Source organism: Arthrobacter sp. 05T423 (assembly GCF_056396245.1).
Genome location: NZ_JBFTLC010000017.1, coordinates 52840 through 66965 on the forward strand (window position 1 = coordinate 52840; position 14126 = coordinate 66965).

A 14126-nucleotide genomic window follows, 5' to 3' on the forward strand; every position below is an offset into this window, starting at 1 on the left:
GGCCACCGCTTGCGGGTCACCCGCGTGGCCGGCATCGTCTCGACGGCTGTGGCAAAGGTCGAGCCCGCCAACGAACGCGACGTCCCGCGACGGGTCCTCACGATGGCAGATGACGAAAAACTTTTGATGATGGGAGCCGAACAAGCGCACTCGCTGATCCAGCAGCACCTCTCCCCCGGCGTCGTTGATCTCTCGACCGAGGAGCTCGTTGGATCGGCCGCTCATCGGGGCTGACACTCGCTCTCCGTGGGATCTCCAAACGAGGCCCCGCACGTCCACTCCCGCGCGAGCCAACCCGGCGAGCAGAACGCCGATCGATGGTCCACCAGCAAGTAGCCGCTCGTCGGCATCGCCCCGCCAGTCGGTGAACCACACACGGTCTCCCGCACGCAGAGCCATAAGCTCCTCATGCAGTCGGGCGAAGTAGGTCGCTCCATGAACCAGAGGCCGCACGAGGTTGCCCTCCGACCAGGACGGCGACCCGGCGCCGCCCGCTTTATCGTCCGTGGCCAGATTCCCCCGCTCAGCGCGACTCAGGAACCACGTACCAGCATCACTGTCCACTCGACGCACTCTACGGGGCACCGTGAAGAAGTAGCAATCCAAGAAGCCCTCCCAACAACAGAAACAAGAGACACTGCAAAAACGCGCCACGGCACCGGCTTCCCTAGTTTGCACAGAAACCAGCTGGGCAGAACTTTAGGGTCAGGCAGGCCGCCCACGGCAGCGGGCCCCGGACAGCTATAGCGGTCGGATTTTTCGGCCAGGGGACCCTTGGGTCCGCGAACCACCTCGAAGTGGACTTATTGGTTCTCTCCCAAGCTTCAGACGGACCGGCGGAAAACACGGCCCGATCTCCACTCCCCAGAAGGTGTCGCCGAGGCGCAGCGAAAGTTCATGGGAACTGCCGCTCCCTATCGAGGTAGCTGAGACTACGAAGTGCGTCGCAGTGAACGGGACTCCAGGCCTCGGTCGCAATCAGGGTCTTGCACTGCCGAGCACGAAAAGCGGCCGGCGAATGGGTCGGTCCCTCCCCAAGCCCCTGCGGCGTCATACATCCCGTGGACCTTCGATGCCGGCCACGATCTCGTCGTAGAAATCCTTGTCGGAGTAGTGCATGGCGAAGTTGTGCCCGCCGTCGTAGGTCCACGGGCCGCCCATCACCCAGTAGTGCAGGCGCTCTCCGCCCTTGCCCAGGCCGTACTCGGGCCCGTCGTCAGGGCCGGTAACAAAGAAGTCAACGGACGTGGTGATGGATGCCGTGACTTTGCCCATCACGCGCCCGGCATGTCCTGCGTCGCCACGCTGCCCGCGCGCTCGTAGACCAGCGACACTGCCCCCTTCGGGAAGGTGCGCGCCGGCTCGGCGAGGCGGAAGGAGGCGGGGACGGTCCCGGCGTCGAAGATGCGCTTGCCCTGCCCGAGGGTGATCGGATAGAGCCAGAGGTGGAGGCGGTCGAGCACGTCCGCCGCCAGCAGCGACCGGATGAGGACGCCGCTGCCGAACATGTGCACCTCGTCGAACTCTTCTCGGAGCCGGCCCGCTGCCGCTACGTTTGGCAGCACCTTGGTGCCCGCCCACGCCGGAGCAACCAGTGAATTGGAGACGACGAACTTGGGCACCCGGTTGAGCGTGCCGCCGATCTCGCCGGACTGGTGCGGCCAGTAGGCCGCGAAAATGTCGTAAGTCTTCCTACCGAGGAGCAGGGCGTCGATGCGGCCAATCTCCTCGCCGATGGCAGCGCCGGCCTCGTCATCGGACACGGGCGCCTGCCAGCCGCCGAAGGCGAATCCGCCCGCGGTATCTTCTTCGCTGGCGCCCGGCGCCTGATAGACGCCGTCGAGGGTGACAAACAGGTTGGCCACGATGATTCCCACGCGCCCATTCTGGAACAGGGTCTAATCGCTGTCCATAGCCAGCGGCCGTGACAGACTGGTGCCATGCTGCTCGGCGAGCTTGTGAGGACCTCGGATACCGTCGCGACCACTCGCTCCCGGCTCGCCAAGGTCAACGAACTGGCAGGTCTGCTGCTCCGGCTCGACCCCGCGGACATCCCGACGGCGGTCGGCTTGCTCACCGCCAAGCCCCGCCAGGGCCGAGTCGGGATCGGCTGGAGCGGCATGAGGGCGGCCAGGGGCGAGCCCGCTCCTAAGCCGAATCTCACTATCGCCCACCTCGACGCTGTGTTGGACCGGCTGTTGGCAGCCGCAGGCACTGGTTCGACCATGGAACGCGCCGCCACCCTTCGGACTCTGATGGCGGAAGCCACCGAGCGGGAGCAGGCCTTCATCGCCGGCGTGCTGCTCGGAGAACTTCGTACCGGTGCACTCGAAGGCGTACTGATGGATGCGGTCGCCCGCGCCGCCGGCCGGCCGGCCGAGGCCGTACGCCGCGCAGCGATGCTCTCCGGCGATCTCGGCGGGACCGCCCTGCTTGCCATCACGGGCACCGCGGCCCAGCTTGACGCGGTCGGGCTCGTCGTCGGGCGTCCCGTGCAGCCCATGCTCGCCGCAACCGCGGCCAGTGCCGGCGAGGCGCTGAAGGCCACGGGGGAAGCGTCGGTGGAATACAAGCTCGACGGCGCACGCATCCAGGTGCACCGTGCCGGCGACGACGTGCGCATTTACACCCGCACCCTGGCCGAGGTGACCCACCGGCTGCCTGAGGTCGTGGAGGTGGTGCGCGGACTCCCCGTGCGCGATGTGATCCTCGACGGCGAGACCCTAGCCCTCGACGAGGACGGCGGCCCCCGGCCGTTCCAGGAGACCATGTCCCGGTTCGGGGCGAACGCGGCGCGCACCACGCTGCTGCATCCTTGGTTTTTCGACGTGCTGCACGTCGACGGGCGCGACCTGCTCGACGAGCCGCTCTCCACACGCATCGGCGTGCTCGAGCGTATCGCCCCCGGGCACCGCATCCCGGGGAAAATCACTGCGGATCCGGCTGTTGCCGAGGAAGTGTCGCGCGGTGCGCTTGCCGCCGGCCATGAGGGTGTGGTGGTGAAGGCGGTGGGCTCGGCCTACGCCGCCGGGCGGCGGGGTTCGAACTGGATCAAGGTGAAGCCGGTGCTCACCTACGACCTGGTGGTGCTCGCCTGCGAATGGGGGTCAGGACGGCGCACCGGGCTGCTGTCGAACCTGCACCTCGGAGCCCTGGACCCTATCGGCGAGTTCGGCGAACCCGGCGGTTACGTGATGGTCGGCAAAACTTTCAAGGGCCTCACCGACGCGCTGCTGCGATGGCAGACCGAAAGGTTCCAGGAGTTGGAGGTGCGTCGTACGGCTGGTACGGTCTGGACCGAGCCGATCACCGTCGTCGAGATCGCCATCGACGGCGTCCAGCAGTCTCCCCGCTATCCGGGTGGAATCGCCCTTCGGTTCGCACGCGTCAAGCGCTACCGTGACGACAAGACGGCCGCGGAGGCCGACACCATCCAGACGTTACGCGCCCTGCTCCATACCCCACCGGGCAGAAAGGTATCGCCCGCGCCGGTGGGGCCAGATTCGGGAAGGGACGCCCCACTCCCGTAAAATTGATGGTTGGTTATGGGCTCCGGAGGGTTATCCGTGTCAACACTTAGGGAGCGGGAGGGGCGGCACCAGCGCCCGCCGACGTGGCGGGTGTCCCGAAAAACCCTCTTATCGCCCGGAAATCCAGGGCTTGCGGTCGCTGGCCGTCCTCATTGTGGTTACCTACCCACGTCTGGTTTGGCCGTTGGGGAGGCGTCTTCCATGCGGGCACCTTCGACGTCAGCTCCCCCGCTTTGTCGTCAGGGGCTCGACGCAGGCCAGGCAGGTCTCCCGGCCCCGACGTCGGACAGAGAAGGCCGCCGCTGGATCAGCGGCGGCCTTCTTGTGCTCCGGCTCAGGAGCTGTAGCTGTCCTTGTGCGGATAGGGAGCTCCTGGCTTCATTGCTCCCCCAAAAACGTTTCCGTGCAGGTGCGTGCACGAGCTTCAGTTCCTGGCAGCGGCGAAGGTCTTGATGAGCCGACGATCATCACCTGCCAAGCTCTCCTTGGACCGGGCTGAGGATCCTTAATTAGGATGTTGCTTGGATGGAGGGAGGCCGGTGAACAAGAACCGCCTGGAGGCGTTCAGTGATGGTGTGCTCGCCATCATCATCACAATCATGGTGCTGGAACTCCGTGTGCCAGACGAACCGACCTGGCGTGGTTTGGGGTCGGTCCTGCCCACGTTCCTCAGCTACCTGCTCAGCTTCGTCTACGTTGGAATTTACTGGAACAATCACCACCACATGATCCACCTGGCAAGCAGGGTCAACGGCGCGATCCTCTGGGCCAATTTGCACTTGTTGTTCTGGCTTTCACTAATCCCGTTCACCACCCGCTGGATGGACGAGTCCGGCTTCGTGCAGATCCCGGTGCTCACGTATGGGATCAACTTGCTATGCGCCGCGATCGCCTACTTCATCCTGGAACAGGCACTGATCCGCCAACAGGGCCGGGATGGCCCTCTCGCCCAGGCAATCGGCCGGGACTGGAAGGGCAAAACGTCGCCACTGATTTACCTCGCGGGCCTCGGACTGAGCGCAGTCCAGCCACTGCTTGGAGTTGCGGTCTACACCATCGTGGCCATGATCTGGCTAATTCCTGACCGCCGGGTTGAGCACTTCGTCACCAGGGCTCACCGGGACTGATCCGCCCGCGGCGGCATGTAGTCCGATACCTGAAGATGTTTGAGCAGCCGGCTGCCTATACCATCAAAACCGCCGAAGCTCACCGGTGTTCTCACGTCGCCACCCCATAGGTGGTCACTGTCCTACTGGAGTTCCTGCCCAGCGCTCCCGGTATCCGGATGCAGACCTTCGCGTCGCGTTTGAAGATATCGATTTCCGCGGCACGCTCGTGCATGGTGTCCATCATCTACTCCTCGCATCTGGTCCAACAACACCACCGGCTGGTGGTGCCAGGTGCCGCGGGAAGGACGGGTAACTGATTCAGTAATCTACTAAACGGGCTCATCAAACCGATGCTGCTGGGGTTGCGGCGCCAATCCACGGTTCCCGTGGAAGCCCTCCACACCACGCTCATAGACAGGCTCTAAGCACTAAGACACACGGCGTCGACCGCGGCACCCCCGTCATCCGCCGCTACCCAACCCAGCCACAAGGGCGTTTTTCCAACCACAACTCCGCAGAAAACGACCCGCTTCGTTGCTAGAGGTAGTCTCCGGCTCGTTCGCGGGCGATCTCCAGCAGGGTGGAGTGGAATGCGACTTCAGCCGGGGCGTAAACCTTGTCTTGTCGTTGGGCCAGTAATACGCGCCGTAACGGTGCGCCGGGGCCGAGGCTGATGACCCTGACGTCGGGGTGTTGGAGGGCGACGGCGGTTTTCGGCACCATGGCCACGCCCATCCCGACGCTCACCATGGCCTGGGCTTCCTGGTAGTCGTTGGCCAGGAAGCCAATGGTTGGTTCGAAGCCGGCCTCGTGAGCGGAGCGCTGCAGCACTTCCACCACGGGGTGGGCCTCGGCCCGCACTATCCACGATTCCTTGCGGAGCTCTTCCATCCGGATCTCGTCGCGGCCGGCAAGTGGGTGCCCGCGGGATACCAGGAGGACGGTGCTTTCCTGGAAGACTTCGGTTATGCGGATTGAATCGTCCTGGAAGCGGTTCCAGGGGTAGTCCCACAGCAGGCACAGGCCGGTAACTCCAGAGTGCAGGTCTGTCACGAGGTCATCGAAACGTGCGCTTCGCACGGAGAGGCCAATGGCCGGGTACCTCTTTTTGAAGGCCCGGATAACAACCGGCAGGAATGACCCAGCGAGAGTCGGAAATGTTCCGATGGTCAGGGAGCCGCGTTTGAGGCCTGCGATTTGATCCAGGTCCGACTGTGCTGCCCGCATTTGCCCGACGATCTTCCGGGCGTGGCCGGCGAGCACCTGTCCCGCCTCGGTGGGCACCACCCCGCGGGAGCGGCGGTTGAGGAGTGGCTGGCCAACTTCCTGCTCGAGCTTGCGCAGCTGCTGGGAGACTGCTGACGGCGTGTACATCATCAGTTCGGCCGCGGCAGTGATCGATCCCTGCTCGACGACCTCGACCAGCAACGCCAGCCGGCGAATATCGAATAAATCCCGGCTCTCATCGTTAAGCAATCGTTCACCCTTCTGTGCAACATGTTCATTCTATGCACGGGGTGCTTCGCTCCCGGGAAGTCAAGGGTCTTTTCGGCCCATCGAGCCTGGTTTTTCATTGGCGCATTCCTTCAGGGAACCTGATTGAAGTGTTTCTACATCCTCCATCACAAATCCGACATTGTCTTCATTTGTGATCTGCCTCAATCTCGAATCAGGCCCTTGAAAACACCTGGGCAGCAGAGAAGCAAGGAACTAACCATGAAGATCGAAGCGGAATGGATGCGCGGAGGCACCAGCAAATGCTGGGTCTTTGAAAGCGGGCAGTTCGGTGAGACTGAAACCAGCCCGGACGTGCTGCTTCCCCGGCTGTTCGGCAGTCCCGACCACAGGCAGATCGATGGTGTTGGCGGGGCGACTTCAACGACCAGCAAAGCGATGATCCTTAGCCGTCCCGCCGCCGGCGATGTCGACGTTGAGTTCACCTTCGCCCAGGTGGGGATTGAAGAAGCCTTGGTGGATTGGGGCAGCAATTGTGGCAACTGCTCGGCTGTGGTCGGTCTGTACGCCATCGAGAAGGGCTGGGTGGTCCCGACCGGTGACGTCACCCGGATCGTTACCCGCAACACCAACACCGGCCAGATCATCATCCAGCGGGTATCCACGCCGTCCGGTGCGCTGCCGATCGTCCCGCAGGCCCAGATGCCCGGTGTCCCGTTCCCCGGATACCGCGTGGGGCTCGGCTTCCAGGACCCTGCCGGCAAAACCACGGGCCAGCTGCTTCCCACCGGATCCGCCTCAGACACGGTCACCGCCGGCGGAACGCGCTGGACCGTCTCCATGGTCGACGCCGGAGCACCGGTAGTCATTCTCCACGCCGAGGACCTTGGCCTTGACCCGGAACGCTACGACAGCTGGCTCTCCGGGGTGGAGCTGCAACTGGAAGCCCTGGAACACATCCGTCGCCAGGCCGCAGTGCGGATGGGGCTCGCAGCCACCACCGCCGAGGCGGCCCGCGCCGTCCCCAAGGTCGCCATCGTGGCCCCGCCGGCCCAGGCCGATCTGGACAGCGACGTCAGCGTCATGATGCTCTCGATGGGTAAGCCCCACCCGGCATTGGCGATTACCGGCAGCATCGCACTGACCCTCGCCGCCCGCACCCCGGGCACCGTGCTTAACGCCATCACCGGCGACACGATTCACCCCACCCTGCGGCTGCGCACACCGGCCGGGGTGATCGAAACCTGGAGCGAGGAACGGGATGGATCGCTGCTCGTCGGCGTCGACCGAACAGCCCGCACTCTCGCGACCACCCTCATCCACCTCCCCGAGGCCCTCGGCAGCGCCGTCGACGCCTCCCTAGCCCGCGCCACTCAATGAGGAGACAGCATCATGACTAAGACCGCAGAACAAACTGCACCCCTAGACAGCGACACAAGCACCGCCCGCTCCCGCCGTCCCACCCGCCGGCGCCGTATCCTGCTGATGACGGTAGCCGCCGCCACTATCCTGGGTCTGGTCGCCCTCCTGTTCGGGGGTGTCCTCTTGAACCCCGCGGCCGCCCCGGGATCGGAGCCGACCATGACCGCCACCCAGATCATCCCGCTCGTCATCCTGGTCGTGATGTTCGTCGTCGCCACAAAATGGCCGCTGAACATCGGCATCATGGGGCTGGTGGCATCCTTCGGCGTCGGCTACTTCATGCTCGGAATGAGCGACAAGCAAATCCTCGAGGACTTCCCGGCCAGCATCGTCTTGACGATCATCGGCGTCACCTACTTCTTCAGCATGGCCCAAAGAAACGGGACCATCGACATCATCGTCCAAACCTGCGTGCGCCTGGTCAGGGGCAAAACCATGCTCCTCCCCTGGGTGTTCTTCCTCCTGGCTGCCGCGCTGACCTCACTGGGCACCTTCTCCCCCGCCGCCGTCGCACTCCTGGCACCGGCAGCCCTCGGACTTGCCTACGAGTCCCGCATCCACCCGGTCCTCATGGGCGCCTTCGTCATCAACGGCGCCCACGCCGGCGGATTCTCCCCGCTGTCCGTCGCCGGCGTGCTGGTGCACGACGTCGCACTGAAAAACGGATTCCCCATCTCCCAGGGCGCGCTGTTCACGGCCAGCTTCGCCCTCAATCTCATCCTCTCAGCCCTGACCATCGCGCTCTTCGCCCTCCTGGGCAAGCTGCGCGACAAGCACGCCAACGAGTACGCCGGCCTCGACGCACCCCGAGTCGGACGCCCGCACGGCCAGCAGATCTTCACGCTGGCGTTGATCGCTGTGATTCTCCTGTGCACCCTGGGCTTCCAGATGCCCATCGGATTCGTCGCCCTCTCCGCCGGCCTCCTCCTCGCCTTCGTCAACATCAAGGAACACAAAACGTTCATCGGCGGCGTTTCCTGGTCCACCGTCCTGCTGGTGGCAGGCATGATCACCTACGTCTCCCTCCTCCAGCACGTCGGCGTCATCGACACCCTCGCCAAGCAAGCCCTTGCACTCGGTGCACCACTCCTGATCGCCCTCGTCCTCTGCTACGTCATCGGCGTCGGATCAGCCTTCGCATCCTCCACCGCCTTGCTGACCGCGTTCATCCCCCTGGCCGGCCCGCTGCTGGCCACCAGTTCACTCAGCGCCTCCGGAACCGTCGCAGCACTCGCCATCGCTGCCACCGTCGTGGACGTCTCCCCCTTCTCCACAGACGGCGCACTCGTCGTCGCCAACGCCCGCGAAAACGACCGCCAACGCGTCTACAAGCAGCTGATGATGTACGCCGGAGCAGTCGTCCTCGCAGCCCCCGCACTGGCCTGGGCCCTGCTCGTACCCACCGGCATTATGTGACCGCCGCTCCCTGCGAACCCACGCAGGCATCTGCCTCAGGTAGCGACATCAGACGATAAGGGGACCCAGGACCGCCGGATCTACGTCCGGCACGCGCACGGGATAAACCTGCCTCCAACGCAACAGGAAACCCGATAGACGGGCGCAGGCACGCCCGTGCGCACCAAAGGCAGGGCGGCTTTCACAGCCGCCCTGCCTTTGGCTTTGCATCAATAATCCACGGTTCCCGTGGAAGCACTCCACACCATGCTCATAGACAGGCTCTGAGCACTAAGACACGGCGGCGTCGACCGCGGCACCGCCATCATCCTCCGCTACCCAAGCCAGCCACAAGGCCGTTTTCTCAAGCCAACAACGCCGTGGAGCGGCTCCACAGCTCGTAACTATGTCTCGTAGCCTTCAGGCGAATCGGCGTATGGGTTCTTATCGGCAAAGGGTGCTTCGACCTCTCACCTTTCCGGCAGGTACCCTCCAGCAGGGATGGCATGAACAGATATGAGAGATCGGCCTAACGGCAGGTACCTCACTTCGGGACAACGCGGCGAAAATCCGTAGCGTCATGTAGTCGACGCTGCAGGTAGCCATGAACAGGCATCGTTGGAAAACCCTCGAGCCAGGGAAGAAAGGCGGTGAGCTTCATGGGCTACATGTACGGCGGCGATAACTCCCCGTCGGGCACAGTAGGGTCGTTAAAGGACAACCATGAGTGGCCCGCATAGTCCGCCTGACCACACCTAACATTGTCATTCCTCCGGGCTAGCGGGTCAGTGCGATGGCGACTTCGCCGCCGAGGGACACGTTACTTCGGTATACATCGACGTTTACGTTCACGCTTCGGCCGTTCGTCTCGCGCTGAATGAAGTCCAAAAGGAACGGTGTGGTGTCCTTGCCGGTGATCCCGTTCTTCTCTGCCTGCGCCCACGCCCGGGAGAGAATGTCGTCGAGCTCGGCCGGAGGGAACTGCTTGTCCTCTGCGATCGGGTTTGCCAACAGGATGGCCGATTTGATGTGCAGGTCATCACGTGCGCTGCAGATTGCTGCAACTTCATCCGGAGTGTTGACCGCGTACTCGATCTCCAACCCCGAGTCGGAAACGTAGAAGCCAGGGTACTTCTTGGTCTTGTAACCGACGACCGGGATGTTGAGCGTTTCGAACCGTTCGAGGGTGGCGGCGACGTCCAGGATGGACTTCACGCCGGCGCTGACGACGATGATCGGGGTAGTAGCCAGGGTAGTCATATCGGCAGATTCATCGAAGGATGTTGCCGCACCGTGGTGAACTCCACCCACGCCGCCGGTTGCGAAGACTTTGATGCCGGCGCGGTGTGCCAGGAACGCCGTCGCTGCTACGGTGGTCCCGCCGTGGAGCTGAAGAGCAGCGGCTACGGGAAGATCGCGGAGGCTGACTTTCTTCACTGCCCCGTCATTGGCGAGCGAGGTGATCTGCTTGAGGCTGAGCCCCACCGTCGGAGCGCCGGCGAAGACACCGATCGTTGCAGGAACGACCCCTTGACTGCGGAGGCGTTCCTCAGCCTCCAAAGCAACTTCGAGATTGCGCGGACGCGGAAGGCCGTGAGTGAAGATGGTCGATTCCAAAGCAACGACAGGGCGCCCTCCAGCAATGGCTGCGGCCACCTCCTCTGAGACATGGAACGCGACGCTGGGGGTGGATGACACGGTGGTCTCCCGGTCGAACGTGACTGACCTGACTCAACAAGGTTCCCGCACGCGAGAAATAACAACAAGACATCGCGGCCGGGCCGGTGCAGACTGGCGTCCCTGGGATATTGGCGGTCGGCGGGGTTGTTTTCTCGGCGTAGCGTGACCGGCCCGGCAGTTTTCCCCTCCGCCATCGTCTGCCCGGGCCCGGGCCACCCGTTACCTGGCGACGGCATCTTCCTACGGCGCCGGACCGAACTTCACCCCGCTTTTCTGCGCGGCGATCACCCCGGCCCCGACCCGGGCATTGATGAGCTCTCTCGTGCTCAGCCAGCGTCGCCAGCAAGGTCAGTTGGAGCTTCCCCGGAGGACTGGAAGGATCCAACGGATCCACGATCGAGGGCATCCGGATCCCCCTGGACGTGACGGCCGTTGAACGTGTTCAGGACGTCGATGCCGTAGGAGCACGCCCCGCATCTCGACTTCATGGACCGTGACCCGGGCATTACTCCTGAGTTCCGATAGTGTGGGCCCATGCCCATCGAAATCCCTGCAGCAGCAGGCACCGCGGAGGCCTTCGTGGCCCGGCCGTCCACCGCAACCGGCCCTGTTCCCGGCGTCATCTTCTACATGGACGCCTTCGGACTGCGCCCCCGAATCCAGGAGATGGCCCAGCGCATCGCTGACTGGGGCTACGTGGTGCTGGCGCCGAACGTCTTCTACCGTGAAGGTTCCATGGCGGAGCTCGCCCCGGCGGTGGACCTGTCCACCCAGGAAGGCAGGGAGGCCGCAGGCAAGGCTGCCTTCCCCCGGGTTGGCCGCCTGACGCCGGACAAGGTGCTGCCGGATATCAATGCGTGGGTGTCCGCGCTGGCCGGGCTCGACGGCGTGGCCCCCGGCCCCATGGGAACCACCGGTTACTGCATGGGCGCCCGCCTGGCCGTCCGGACCGCAACCTCACACCCCGACGTGGTGGCTGCGTGCGGCGGCTTCCACGGCGGCGGACTGGCCACCGACGACCCGGACAGCCCGCACCTCAAGCTTGGCAACGCGCGGGCCCGGTTCGTATTCGGCCATGCGGACCAGGACCGCAGCATGGCACCGGATGCCGTCGCCCGGCTCGGCGAAGCCCTACAGGCCGCAGGCCTAGAGGCGTCCAACGAAATCTATGCGGGGGCGCCCCATGGCTACACCATGGCCGACACCTCCGTCTTCGACCCCGAGGCCACCGAGCGGCACTTCCGGGAGCTGCAGGCCTTACTCGACGCGGCGCTGAAGGGCTGAACTCCCCCCGGTCACCGCCCCCGGCCGGATTGCCCAGTTCGAATCGCTGGCCGATCAGACCACAGACCAAGGCAGCCGGCCGTCCAACCACCCCGAACCGGCACAGTTGACGCGGGAGATACATGCAGCGATCATCCGTCGCTCTCCTCCCCCCCCCGGGCCGGCAGCGCAGCCGGCATGGATGAGCTGACCCTGTTCACCGAAAGCGTCGTCGCGGTCATGGTAACGACATCCGCCTCCAACTGGCCGAACACATCGCAGCAGTGATCGGATGGGGCCGCCCTGTCCATGCCTCCTTCATTGAGCCGGCCGCTGAAGCCGACGAGGCCTGGGGGCAGACAGTCCATGCGGCCGCCATCGACAACAGGGCATTCCAGGCTAAACGCACACCCGGGTACTACAACGGCGACGGTACAGAGGCTACAGGAACGCCACGAGGAGCAACCTCCTGACTAAACCGCGCGAGACACATGGGAGGCTGGTCGCGGGTGGTCAGAAACGGTCGTTTTTGGTGGACGCGGGCAGGCCAACTTGCTTTTACTGGTAGGCATCAACGGCTTACCGCTGCTGGGTACACGGGGCCTCAGCAGCGAACCCTGTCCTGTCTGGGCCCGTCGCATGGCCAGGTCCTTCCGCCCCTCGGAACTTCCGCCTACGGCGAGCCCGGGCGGTTGCCCGCACAACAAGGGAAAGCCCCTCGGAAGGGGCTTTCAACGGTTGGGACAGTGGTACCTGGTCTTGGTCAGCAGTGACGCGCTCCTCCTTCCCAGACGCTATGTGCGCCCATGTCGGTTTCAGTGTTAAGGGACACTAATAGCTAATCGCCCACACGTCCAGCGACACTCACGATCTGGGGAAATCCAGCGGATCAGCAGGGACCAGCCCGAGCAAATGGAGTCCGTTGTGGCGACACAGGCTTTCTCAGCGCGGTGGCTTTGGGTGCGGTCCCGAGAGTTGTGCGGCAAGGCCCGAGAGCAGGATGCTCAGTCCTTGATCAAGCTCAACGTCACCGTCGTACTCGGCGAGGACCGGGCCCAGTGCACGCAGGTTTGGAAATTCCTTTGCCGGCAGGCGGTGCAGGCCGAGGCGGAGGATGGCTTCGTTCTCGTCCGGGTCCACGATGTATTCCTGGAGCTCGTTGAGGATGTGGCCGTAGAGGAATCCGTAGTAAGCGCGATAGACGTGCAGGGCGTCGGGTGGAGAAAAGCCTGCCGCTATCAGCAGGGCCAATATCTGCTCCAGGGGGCGCAGGGTGCCCAGCGGACGCAAGCCCAAAGGAGTGGACAGGGGCCTGGTGACCAGCAACGGCACGACGTTGGGGTGCCGCAGAGCCAGGAGCCTTAGATTGTGCCCGATCCGGCGAAGCTGGGCTTGCCAGTCGCGATCATGGACAAAGATGGCCAGCTCGTTGAGCACCATTTCGGTGACCCCGTCCAGCAGGGCGGCACGGTTGGCTGCGTAGCGGTAAAGGCTCATGGGGTCCCGCCCCAGTTCCTGGCCCAATCGGCGCATAGTGAGGGCTTCCAAACCCTCGGCGTCCACCAGTTTCAACGCGGCAGAGAGGACAACTTCCCTGCTCAGGCGCGCCTTCCGAGGACCTGCACCGTTGGTGGTGCCTTTGGGGGAGGCCATAGAGGAACCGTCCTGTTGTTCGGCGTCATCCCCCATGCGAGGGATGCGTAAGCTTGCTTATTAGATAGTCTACGGGTAAAGTCTACAACGTAGAGAAGTTGTCGACATGGTTTCAGTAGAGGGATCAGAGTTTGCATCGCCGTCCAGGCTGCTCACATCACCCTCAGGAGACCCACATGACTGCTCAAACCCACAACGAGAACTCCAGCACTGTCCGCAACGCCAATGACGTTAAGATCTCGACCCGGACCCTTGAGTTCGCTGTCTATGTCGCGGCAGTGATCGCCACGATCATTACCGCTGCAGTGGTGGGGGACAATGCAAGTGAAAACGGTGTTGACGTTTTCAATGCCAATGACGCGATGCAGTACATCACCTGGCTCACGGTCGGTCTGATGATCGCCCGCGGCCTGGCCAAGGCCGGCAACCGCGCCCACAACAACCACGGCTAAAACGCGCCTCCCCGGCACGCGGCCGGGAAATGGTAGATCCTGGCGCAGCATCCTGACCGGTGCTGCGCCAGAGTCATCTGCTTCACCTGTAGATCAACGTGCCGAAGCATCTCAAAGGTCATGGTCCGGCAGTACGCTCGATGTCCAGTGCAAGGCATTTGAGTTTC

The 14126-nt window shown here is 63.9% G+C and carries 13 protein-coding genes; 7 read left to right on the forward strand and 6 right to left on the reverse strand.

Annotation, left to right across the window (positions count from 1 at the left end; genetic code table 11):
• Window positions 1–24 precede the first annotated feature (24 nt).
• Window positions 25–234, forward strand: coding sequence for a hypothetical protein (locus AC1DFE_RS13775; protein ID WP_476906435.1), 210 nt, complete (start codon window positions 25–27; stop codon window positions 232–234).
• 816 nt (window positions 235–1050) lie between these two features.
• On the opposite strand, the gene AC1DFE_RS13780 is transcribed toward AC1DFE_RS13775, so the two are convergent.
• Together AC1DFE_RS13780 and AC1DFE_RS13785 are read right to left on the reverse strand one after the other, a co-directional pair.
• On the reverse strand, window positions 1051–1278 hold the full coding sequence (locus AC1DFE_RS13780; protein WP_476906436.1) for a hypothetical protein: 228 nt from the start codon (window positions 1276–1278) through the stop codon (window positions 1051–1053).
• Window positions 1275–1877, reverse strand: coding sequence for a dihydrofolate reductase family protein (locus tag AC1DFE_RS13785; RefSeq protein WP_476906437.1), 603 nt, complete (start codon window positions 1875–1877; stop codon window positions 1275–1277). The genes AC1DFE_RS13780 and AC1DFE_RS13785 overlap by 4 nt, the downstream gene beginning before the upstream one ends.
• A gap of 63 nt (window positions 1878–1940) precedes the next feature.
• Here AC1DFE_RS13785 and AC1DFE_RS13790 point away from each other — a divergent pair, with 63 nt between their 5' ends.
• A complete protein-coding gene (locus AC1DFE_RS13790; RefSeq protein ID WP_476906438.1) occupies window positions 1941–3530 on the forward strand; it encodes an ATP-dependent DNA ligase in 1590 nt (529 codons plus the stop codon).
• Between the two features lie 539 nt (window positions 3531–4069).
• Window positions 4070–4657 carry a TMEM175 family protein gene (locus AC1DFE_RS13795; RefSeq protein WP_476906439.1) on the forward strand — a complete coding sequence of 196 codons (588 nt, stop codon included), beginning with the start codon at window positions 4070–4072 and terminating at the stop codon, window positions 4655–4657.
• Window positions 4658–4748: 91 nt separating this feature from the next.
• Here the strand turns inward: AC1DFE_RS13795 and AC1DFE_RS13800 are convergent, their stop codons facing one another.
• Both AC1DFE_RS13800 and AC1DFE_RS13805 read right to left on the reverse strand, forming a co-directional pair.
• Window positions 4749–4880, reverse strand: coding sequence for a hypothetical protein (locus tag AC1DFE_RS13800; protein ID WP_476906440.1), 132 nt, complete (start codon window positions 4878–4880; stop codon window positions 4749–4751).
• A gap of 296 nt (window positions 4881–5176) precedes the next feature.
• Window positions 5177–6115 (reverse strand): LysR substrate-binding domain-containing protein, encoded by a 939-nt coding sequence (locus tag AC1DFE_RS13805; RefSeq protein ID WP_476906441.1) that lies wholly within the window; start codon window positions 6113–6115, stop codon window positions 5177–5179.
• 240 nt (window positions 6116–6355) lie between these two features.
• On the opposite strand from AC1DFE_RS13805, the gene AC1DFE_RS13810 reads away from it, so the two are divergent.
• Window positions 6356–7474: a PrpF domain-containing protein gene (locus AC1DFE_RS13810; protein ID WP_476906442.1), complete on the forward strand. Its 1119-nt coding sequence runs from the start codon at window positions 6356–6358 to the stop codon at window positions 7472–7474.
• Between the two features lie 12 nt (window positions 7475–7486).
• Window positions 7487–8932 (forward strand): SLC13 family permease, encoded by a 1446-nt coding sequence (locus AC1DFE_RS13815; RefSeq protein WP_476906443.1) that lies wholly within the window; start codon window positions 7487–7489, stop codon window positions 8930–8932.
• A gap of 756 nt (window positions 8933–9688) precedes the next feature.
• Here AC1DFE_RS13815 and AC1DFE_RS13820 read toward each other — a convergent pair.
• Window positions 9689–10609 (reverse strand): pseudouridine-5'-phosphate glycosidase, encoded by a 921-nt coding sequence (locus tag AC1DFE_RS13820; RefSeq protein WP_476906444.1) that lies wholly within the window; start codon window positions 10607–10609, stop codon window positions 9689–9691.
• Window positions 10610–11125: 516 nt separating this feature from the next.
• Here AC1DFE_RS13820 and AC1DFE_RS13825 point away from each other — a divergent pair.
• Window positions 11126–11875: a dienelactone hydrolase family protein gene (locus AC1DFE_RS13825; RefSeq protein ID WP_476906445.1), complete on the forward strand. Its 750-nt coding sequence runs from the start codon at window positions 11126–11128 to the stop codon at window positions 11873–11875.
• Window positions 11876–12796: 921 nt separating this feature from the next.
• Here the strand turns inward: AC1DFE_RS13825 and AC1DFE_RS13830 are convergent.
• The gene (locus AC1DFE_RS13830) at window positions 12797–13507 is read right to left on the reverse strand and encodes a TetR/AcrR family transcriptional regulator C-terminal domain-containing protein (protein ID WP_476906446.1); all 711 of its coding nucleotides are present in this window, start codon (window positions 13505–13507) and stop codon (window positions 12797–12799) included.
• A gap of 176 nt (window positions 13508–13683) precedes the next feature.
• On the opposite strand from AC1DFE_RS13830, the gene AC1DFE_RS13835 reads away from it, so the two are divergent.
• Window positions 13684–13959 (forward strand): hypothetical protein, encoded by a 276-nt coding sequence (locus tag AC1DFE_RS13835; protein ID WP_476906447.1) that lies wholly within the window; start codon window positions 13684–13686, stop codon window positions 13957–13959.
• The last annotated feature ends 167 nt before the right edge of the window (window positions 13960–14126 follow it).

Excerpts from the sequence above, each read along its gene's own strand:
- AC1DFE_RS13815 (WP_476906443.1), top strand. The coding sequence starts at position 7,487 with ATGACTAAGACCGCAGAACAAACTGCACCCCTAGACAGCGACACAAGC.
- AC1DFE_RS13790 (WP_476906438.1), top strand. The coding sequence starts at position 1,941 with ATGCTGCTCGGCGAGCTTGTGAGGACCTCGGATACCGTCGCGACCACT.
- AC1DFE_RS13825 (WP_476906445.1), top strand. The coding sequence starts at position 11,126 with ATGCCCATCGAAATCCCTGCAGCAGCAGGCACCGCGGAGGCCTTCGTG.
- AC1DFE_RS13835 (WP_476906447.1), top strand. The coding sequence starts at position 13,684 with ATGACTGCTCAAACCCACAACGAGAACTCCAGCACTGTCCGCAACGCC.
- AC1DFE_RS13800 (WP_476906440.1), bottom strand. The coding sequence starts at position 4,880 with ATGGACACCATGCACGAGCGTGCCGCGGAAATCGATATCTTCAAACGC.
- AC1DFE_RS13830 (WP_476906446.1), bottom strand. The coding sequence starts at position 13,507 with ATGGCCTCCCCCAAAGGCACCACCAACGGTGCAGGTCCTCGGAAGGCG.
- AC1DFE_RS13810 (WP_476906442.1), top strand. The coding sequence starts at position 6,356 with ATGAAGATCGAAGCGGAATGGATGCGCGGAGGCACCAGCAAATGCTGG.